General features: G+C 74.2%; 7 protein-coding genes. 2 read left to right on the top strand and 5 right to left on the bottom strand.

Annotated features, from left to right (window positions below; genetic code table 11):
* From ACXR2U_RS23610 to ACXR2U_RS23590, 5 genes are all read right to left on the bottom strand, one after another.
* A partial coding sequence (locus ACXR2U_RS23610) for a ComF family protein (RefSeq protein ID WP_458827544.1) occupies positions 1 to 732 on the bottom strand: 732 nt, incomplete at its 3' end.
* Between the two features lie 124 nt (positions 733 to 856).
* Positions 857 to 2626 carry a GerMN domain-containing protein gene (locus tag ACXR2U_RS23605; protein WP_458827543.1) on the bottom strand — a complete coding sequence of 590 codons (1770 nt, stop codon included), beginning with the start codon at positions 2624 to 2626 and terminating at the stop codon, positions 857 to 859.
* Positions 2623 to 4302 carry an MtrAB system histidine kinase MtrB gene (gene mtrB / locus ACXR2U_RS23600; protein ID WP_458827542.1) on the bottom strand — a complete coding sequence of 560 codons (1680 nt, stop codon included), beginning with the start codon at positions 4300 to 4302 and terminating at the stop codon, positions 2623 to 2625. The genes ACXR2U_RS23605 and mtrB overlap by 4 nt, the downstream gene beginning before the upstream one ends.
* Positions 4299 to 4997, bottom strand: coding sequence for an MtrAB system response regulator MtrA (gene mtrA / locus ACXR2U_RS23595; protein WP_458827541.1), 699 nt, complete (start codon positions 4995 to 4997; stop codon positions 4299 to 4301). The genes mtrB and mtrA overlap by 4 nt, the downstream gene beginning before the upstream one ends.
* Before the next feature lie 52 nt (positions 4998 to 5049).
* The gene (locus tag ACXR2U_RS23590; protein WP_458827540.1) at positions 5050 to 6570 is read right to left on the bottom strand and encodes an MFS transporter; all 1521 of its coding nucleotides are present in this window, start codon (positions 6568 to 6570) and stop codon (positions 5050 to 5052) included.
* Positions 6571 to 6675: 105 nt separating this feature from the next.
* Between ACXR2U_RS23590 and ACXR2U_RS23585 the strand changes: the two genes are divergently transcribed.
* Both ACXR2U_RS23585 and ACXR2U_RS23580 read left to right on the top strand, forming a co-directional pair.
* Positions 6676 to 7518, top strand: coding sequence for a hypothetical protein (locus ACXR2U_RS23585; protein ID WP_458827539.1), 843 nt, complete (start codon positions 6676 to 6678; stop codon positions 7516 to 7518).
* On the top strand, positions 7515 to 7973 hold a 459-nt coding region (locus ACXR2U_RS23580; RefSeq protein ID WP_458827537.1), incomplete at its 3' end, for a DUF4129 domain-containing protein. The genes ACXR2U_RS23585 and ACXR2U_RS23580, both read left to right, overlap by 4 nt.

The raw sequence follows: 7973 nt of genomic DNA, 5'->3' as shown, positions 1-7973 counted from the left end.
CGCCCGCGGGGTCGCGGCCACCGCCGCCACGCCCAGCACCGGCCACCCGGCCGCCCGCAGGACGTCGACGGCGTCGCGGGCGGTCGCACCGCTCGTGACGATGTCGTCGACGACCACCACCGGCACCGGGTCGCCCGGTACCGCGGGCGGCGGGAGGGCGCGGTAGCGGCCCGCGCCGCCGAGTCGCTCGGCGAGACCGACCTCGAGGTCGTCGCGGCGGGCCCCACGACCGCTCACCCGCAGCAGCACCCGCACCCGACCGCCCCGGCCACGAGCCGCGGTGGCCGCCAGGCGCCGGACGTGGTCGTCACCACGACGGGCCCGGGCCGCAGCGGTCGAGGGCACCGGCACGAGCAGCACCGCGTTCCACGGAGGTGGGACGAACGGTCGGTCGGGATCCGCGAGCGGGGCGAGCAGGTGGTCGACCGCTGAGCGCAGCAGGCGCCCGAGCGGGCGGGCGAGCTCCCGCCGGCCCCGCTCCTTGTACGCGATGAGGGCCCGCCGCACCCCGGCGTCGTACGCCGCGGCGGCGACCACCGGCACGTCCGCCGGCGCGGCGGTCAGGTCGTCGAGCGTGGCCGGGGTCGCGCGCCCCCGACACGACGGGCAGAGCAGCTCCCGCGGGACCGCACACCCGGCGCAGGTCCGCGGCCAGACCAGGTCACCGAGTTCGGTCCCGAGCGCCGCGCCGGCCCGGGCCGCCCCGGCTGTGCTCCACCACCGTCGTCCCACCCGGCCGAGCCAACCCCGTCGGAGGCGTCCGTGGGGTGTGGAAACCCCGACTGTGGACGACGGTGTCGTCGTCCACACCACGAGCGGCTCGACGTCACGCTGAGCTCGAGGCTCGACCAGCCCGTCAGATCGAGAACGAGGGCGCCGAGCCCGGGCGGGCGGCGCCGCGGTCGGGCGAGGTCCACTGCGCCCCGCCGTAGGACGACCGCGTCCACACCGACGCGTTGCCGCCCGAACCCACGGTCGCCCACTGGTTCTGGGTGCGGGCCGACACCGCGAGGGAGCGCGGGCGGTCGGGCAGGCCGTCCGGCGTCACCGTGGCGAGCACGGCACCGTCGGCGAAGACGTCGAAGTACAGGCCCGCCGAGGCACTCGGCGGCCCGCCGATGCCGGCGAGCGTCGTCTCGGTCCGCCAGCCGACGTCCGACACCACCAGGCCGCCCGGGGTGATCTGGGTCAGGGGTCCGAGCGAGACGTCGGCCCCGGTCCGGATCACCGCCCCCACGAACAGCACCGACGACCCGTCGGACCCGCTGACGACCAAGGCGAGCCGGGTGCCCTCGGGCGAGAACGCGATGGCGGTGACGTCGCCGGGGACGCCCGCGCTGGACCCGGACAGGGGCACGGGGGTCGGCCGCGCGCCGACCACCCCCGGCAGGAACCGGTAGATCGTGGGACCCGAGGCCACCCACACCTCGTCGGTGTCCGACGCGGTGCCGACCGGTGCCCACGCGGGCGCCGTGAGCCTTGCGGGCCGCAGCCCGACCGCGGTGAGCTCACCGGTGTCGCCGACCAACAGACGCCGGAGCCCGTTCGTCCCGACCGGGCTGGTCGCGGCGACGCGGGAGCGGCCGTCGGTGTCGTCGAACACCGCGGTGTCGAGGTCGTAGGTGCCGCTGCCCAGCCGCCCGGGCAGGGGGTCACCGTCGGCGTCGACCACGGCGCCGCCACGGATGTAGGTCAGGGTCGGATCGCCGGTGGGAGCTCCGAACTCCGGGAAGTCGTTGCGGTCGAAGGTGTCCCCGACACCGGGGACGTCGACGGTGTCCGTGCCGTCGACCAGCTTCAACCCGCGGAAGCCCAACGGCAGCAGGGTGTACGCCAACTGCGCGGCGAGCCCGCGCACCGCGTTGCCTTCCAGCGCCGCGGCACCGGGTACCTGCACCACGAGGGGGGACCCGGCCGTCACGCTCGGTCTCTGGTTGCCCGCGGGCGCCGGGACGAACGGGCTCACCGCGTTCTGCAGTTCGGCGCGCGGCCCGGCCAACAGTTGGGCCAGCAGGAACGAAGCCAGGCTGACGTCGGTGAGCGGTGACCACCGCACGTCGGGCACGAGGTGGGTGCCGCTGGGGTCGAGGAAGTAGAGCGGGCGGGCCGTGAACGGTCCGCTGAAGTCGTCCTGTCGCAGGAACAACCCGGGCGGGACGGGCGAGCTGATCCGCCACTGCCCGGCGCTGTTCTTGGTCACGGTGTAGGTGGCGGTCCGGTTGCCCTGCCCGCCGAGGTTCGGGGTGTAGACGCCGCCGGCGGTCAACGTCGCCACCGGCCGGTACGTCAGGGCCACGGTGTTGTCGGGGCCGAGTTCACCGACGTTGAACGGGGTCTGGGCGACGATCGTCGCCCCGGTGGACGACCAGGTCTTGGCCGCGTCGTCGTCGAGGTAGGCACGGGCGGCGTCGAGCCGGTCCGGGCTCGCGGCCGTCGCGTCCAGGAACCCCCGCACGATCGCGTTCGGCGACGCGCCGTTGGGCGGCGCCTCGACCGTGGTGGGCGGTGCCTCCCCCAGGCCCAGGGTCTTGACCACCTGCGGCCCGGACGACGTCGGCACACCGGTGCAGCCTGCAACGGTCAGCGCCGCCAGTGTCACCAGGGCGACCACCAGCCGGCGGCTCACGAGGAGACCTTCTCGGTGGGCACGGAGGGCTCGCCCGCCGGTGGCAACGGGTCGTGCGCGTCCTCCGGTTCGAGCGCGAGCGGTGACGACCGCACGTCGGTGTCGCGCCGCCGCGGCAGGGTGAGTCGGAACTGCGCCCCGTGGCCGCGTTCGCCCCACGCCTGCAACCACCCCCCGTGCAGGCGGGCGTCCTCCAGGCTGATCGACAGGCCCAGACCGGTTCCGCCGGTGAGGCGGCTGCGGGACGGGTCCCCGCGCCAGAACCGGTTGAAGACCAGGGCCGACTCGCCGGGTCGCAGGCCGATGCCGTAGTCGCGGACCGTCATCGACACCACGTCGTCGTCGGCCCCGACGGTGACGACCACGGGCCGGCCGTTGCCGTGGTCGAGCGCGTTGCCGAGCAGGTTGCGCAGCACCCGCTCGATCCGGCGGGCGTCGATGTCGGCGACCACCGGATCGGGGGCGTTGACGACCAGTTCGCTGCCGTGACGTTCGGCGAGCACGCGGTTGGCGTCGACGGCCGAGTACACGACCGAGCGCACGTCGACCTGCTCGGTCTCCAGCGCGGCGACCCCCGCGTCGTAGCGGGAGATCTCCAGCAGGTCGGCCAGCAACGCCTCGAAGCGGTCGAGCTCCCCCACGAGCAGCTCGACGCTGCGCGCCAGCTCCGGCGCGAAGCGGTCGCGGCCCTCGTACAGCAGTTCGGTGGCCATGCGGATGGTCGTGAGCGGGGTGCGCAACTCGTGGGAGACGTCGGAGGTGAACCGCTGCTGGACACGCGACAACTCCTTCAGCCGCAGGATCTGGTCCTGCAGGCTGGCGGCCATCTCGTTGAAGGAACGTCCGAGTTTGGCGAGGTCGTCGGTGCCGGACACCGGGATGCGCTGGGCGAAGTCCCCGGCCGAGAGGCGTTCGGCGGTCCGGGCGGCGAGCCGGACCGGCCCGACCACCTGCCGGGTCACCAGCAGCGAGCTGAGGACCACCAGCAGCACCAGCGAGAGCCCGGCGATGAGCACGGTGCGCTGGACGAGGTCGACGGTGGCGCGTTCGGCATCGAGGGGGAACAGGAAGTACAACTCGAACGACCCGGCACGGGTCGACAACGGTTCGCCGACGATGAGCCCCGGACCGGTCCCGCCGCCGGCTGTCTGCACGGTCGCGAACTGCGTCGCCTGCACGCCGTCGCGCACCACCCGCCGCAACGAGGCCGGGAGTTCGATCCCACGGTTCAGCACGGCCTGCACCGTGGGGTCGTCGGTGCGGACCGAGAGCTGGAACAACCCGGCGGTCGAGGCGGTCGTGGCCGCGAGGCCCGAGGAGATCTGGTCGAACGCGTTGAGGATGCCCGCGACGTCGCCCTGGCTGACCGCTTCCAGCTGACTCCGGGCGAGCGACAACCCGGCGTCGGCCTGCTGGATCGCGGCGCGCCGCTTGGCCGAGACGACACCGTCGGTGATCTGCCCGACCAGCACGATGCCGACGATCAGCACGACGACGCCAGTGAGCACGGCGGTCGTGACGGCGACCCGCAGCGACACGGACCGCCGCCAGGTCGAGGCGGTCCACCGCCGGATCAGCCCGGCGAGGTCGGCACTCCAGCGCCGGGCCCGCAGGCCGGAGGTCAGCGTCCACCGCCCGATCCGCCGGGTCAGCGGCGCGGGCGTGGAGGTGGTCACGGCGGGCCGGCCTTGTACCCCACCCCGCGGACGGTCAGGACGACCTCCGGGCGTTCGGGGTCGCGCTCGACCTTGGAGCGCAACCGCTGCACGTGGACGTTGACCAGGCGGGTGTCGGCGGCGTGCCGGTACCCCCACACCTGCTCCAGCAGGACCTCACGGGTGAAGACCTGACGCGGCTTGCGGGCGAGCGCCACGAGCAGGTCGAACTCGAGCGGGGTCAGCGAGATCGGGCCGTTGTGGTCGCTCGCGCGCGAGACCTGGTGGGCGGGGACGTCGATGACGACCTGCGACTCCGGCGGCCCGATCGTGAGGGTCTCCCCCGCGACCTCGTCGTGCTGACGCAGCCGCGCGCGCATCCGCGCCACGAGCTCCTTGGGCTTGAACGGCTTGACGACGTAGTCGTCGGCACCGGACTCCAGCCCGAGCACGACGTCGACGGTGTCGGACTTCGCGGTCAGCATGATGATCGGCACGCCGCTCTCGGCGCGGATCGCCCGGCACACGTCGATGCCGGACATGCCCGGGAGCATCAGGTCGAGCAGCACGATGTCGGGCTTGACCTCACGGAACTTCGCGACCGCCGCCGCGCCGTCGGCCTCGAAGGACGGCTCGAAACCGTCGGTGCGCAGCACGATCCCCAGCATCTCGGCGAGGGCCGAGTCGTCGTCGACCACCAGGACGCGCGGTTTCATGCCGACATCGTGACACGACGGCCCTCCGGAACCGCGGACGACGGCGTCCTTCTCAGCCGGCTCCGGCCTCCGGCGCGGCCGGGCCGGAGGCGACCGAGGTGGCGGAGGCGACGCGGCCGGCGTCGCGGACTGCCTCGCGGCGGGCGTCCCGGACGGCGACCACGAGCGCGCACAGCGCGAACACCAGGGACACCGCGAGCGCGACCGCGTAAGCGTCGCCGAACGCGTCGGCGCGGCGCGCGCCGGCGGCGGGGGCGTGGGCGGACACGGCGAAGAAGACCGCGCCGACGACGACGGAACTGGTCGCGGCGCCGATCCGTTGGGCCGTCTGCAGCATGCCGCCCGCGGTCGACCCGCTGCGGGCGTCGACGTCGACGTAGGACAACGCCTGGTTCGGGGTCAGCACGCCGCCACCGCCGAGACCCGCGACGAACAGCGGCACCGCGAGTACCGCCACGAACGCCCCGTTGCCGATCGCCCCGGCGAGGGTCGCCGCCACCAACGCGGCGCCGGCGACGCCGAGCACGAACAGCACGAGCGCCCCGACGAGCAGGCGGCGGCCGAAGCGACGCACCCAGCGACCCGCGACCGCCGCGGACACGCCCGCCCCGACCGCGTAGGCCGTGGCCGTCAGCCCCGACTGCAGCGCGCTGAACCCCAGGCCGTCCTGGACGAACAGTGCGAGCACCAGCGACATCCCGACGAACGCCACGAAGAAGAACAGAGCGAGCACGACCCCGGCGGTGAACGACCGCACGCGGAACAGGGCCAGGTCGATCAGTGGGTGCCCACGGCGCGCGGCGGGCCCCCGCTCCCACCGCCAGAACGCCACCCCGAAGACCACGGCGGCCACGAGGATCCAGCCGAGTGACAGGTCGTGGTCGGAGTCGAACTGCACGAACGGGAACAGCGCGCTGAAGAGGCCGAGCGCGAGCAGCGCCGCTCCGGTGAGGTCGAGGCCACGGCTGCGCCGGGTGTCACGGACCTGCGCCGGCAGCAACCGCCAGCACGCGACGATCGAGGCCAGTCCGATCGGCACGTTGACGAGGAAGCACAGCCGCCAGCCCCACTCGTCGCCGCCGACGCCGATGATCACACCGCCGAGCACCGGCCCCGCGGCCGACGCGACACCGACCATCGTGCCGATGAACCCGAACGCCCGGCCGCGGTCCTGCGGGGCGAACAGCTGCTGGATGATCCCGGAGACCTGCGGGTTGAGCAGCCCGCCGGCGAGGCCCTGCACCACCCGGGCCGCGACCAGGACCTCGATGGTGGGGGCGAAGCCCGCGACCAGGCTGGTGAGCACGAACGCGGACGACCCGACCAGCAGCATCCGACGCCGGCCGTGGTCGTCGCCGAGCCGACCGGCGATGACCGGCACGATCCCGAACGCGAGGGCGTACCCCGAGACCACCCACTGCAGCTGGGCCGAACTGGCGTGCAACTGCTGGCCGAGGGTCGGCAACGCGACCACCACGATCGAGACGTCGACGAGGGTCATGAACAGGCTCGTGACCGCCGCGATCAGAGCCGCCCACCGGTGCTGGGCTCCCGCACCGGTCCCCGACGTCACCGTTGGATCCTGCCCGTGGTCGCCCACCGCCACGCGTCGACCGGGTCACGCCCCTGCTCGGGCCGTCCGCTGCGGGTCCGCGGTGGTCCGTGTGACCATGACCCGGTGACCGCGCCGACGACACCGGCCGCGCCGGTGGTGCCGCTGCGGCCGATGAGTGCGGCCGACGTGCTGGACGGCGGCTTCCGGTTGGTGCGGGCCGCCCCCGCCGCGGTGCTCGTACCGGCCCTGCTCGCCGCCGTGGTCGTGACCGTCGCCGACACCGCGCTGCGGCTGTGGCTCGACAGCGGCGCCACCCTCACCGTCGACGACGAGGGGCTGCCGACCGGTTCGGTGTTCACTCCGGTGTTCACGGGCCTGTTCCGTCAGCTGCTCGGCTCGGTCGTCACCACGGTGGCCGTGGCGGTGGTCGGTGCGTTCGTCGCGGGTGTGCTCGTGTGCACGCTCGCCGGGCGCCGGGCCACGCTCGGAGCGGTCTGGGCGATCGTGCGGGGGCGGCTGTTCGTGGCGGCGGTGGTCGGTGTGGTCGTCGGGGTCGCGCAGGCGGTCGCGCTGCTGTTCCTCGTCGCCCCCGGCGTGTGGCTGTGGGCGCTGCTCGCGCTCGCGGCCCCCGCCGTCGTGGTCGAACGGGCCTCGGTCACCGGTGCGCTGCGGCGCACGACCCAGCTGGTCGGTCGCGGGTTCTGGCGGGTCCTCGGTCTGCGCCTGCTCGCGGCGCTGTCGGCGCTCGCCTTCGGCTACCTGTTCCGCGTGCCGTTCACGCTGCTCGCGGACCAGGTCGCGGACTCCGACACCGCCCGGGCGGGCTTCCTCGCGCTCGGCACGCTGCTCACCAGCGCGGTCGTCCTGCCGTTGCGCGCCGGGGTCGACGTGATGCTCTACCTCGACCAGCGGATCCGCCGCGAGGCCTTCGACGTCGTGCTCACCCTCGGACGGGCGGGCGCGTGAGGCTCGCCCCCACACCGATCGGCGGTGACGAGGCGCGCCGCCTGGCCGAGAGAGAGTTGTCCCGACCCGAGTACCAGCGCGGGGGCGAGTCCCTGTTCGACCGGATCACCCGGGCGATCGACCGGTTCCTGTCCTCGCTCACCGGCTCGGGCGGCACCAACCTGATCATCGCGGTCATCGGGCTGGTCATCGTCGCGGCCGTCGTGGTCGCCCTGGTCCGCGCCGGACGCTGGCCGGGTCGACGACGGCTACGGGCCGCCGCGGACACCGATCCCCTCGCCACCAACCCTGGTGTCGACCACGCGGCCGCAGCCGAACGCCTGCGCAGCGACGGCCGCCACGCCGAGGCGGTCCGCGAGTACCTCCGCGCGGCCATCGCCGACCTCGAACAGCGCGGCGTCCTCACCGCCCGGCCCGGCCGCACCGCCACCGCCGCGGCCGCCGAGGGCGGAGAT

It is taken from the genome of Jatrophihabitans sp. YIM 134969 (assembly GCF_054456675.1).
Note: the sequence above shows the minus strand (reverse complement) of the source record. Positions and strands in the feature narration are given on the sequence as shown.

Coding starts and splice junctions, on each gene's coding strand:
- mtrA (WP_458827541.1), bottom strand. CDS start 4,997: ATGAAACCGCGCGTCCTGGTGGTCGACGACGACTCGGCCCTCGCCGAG.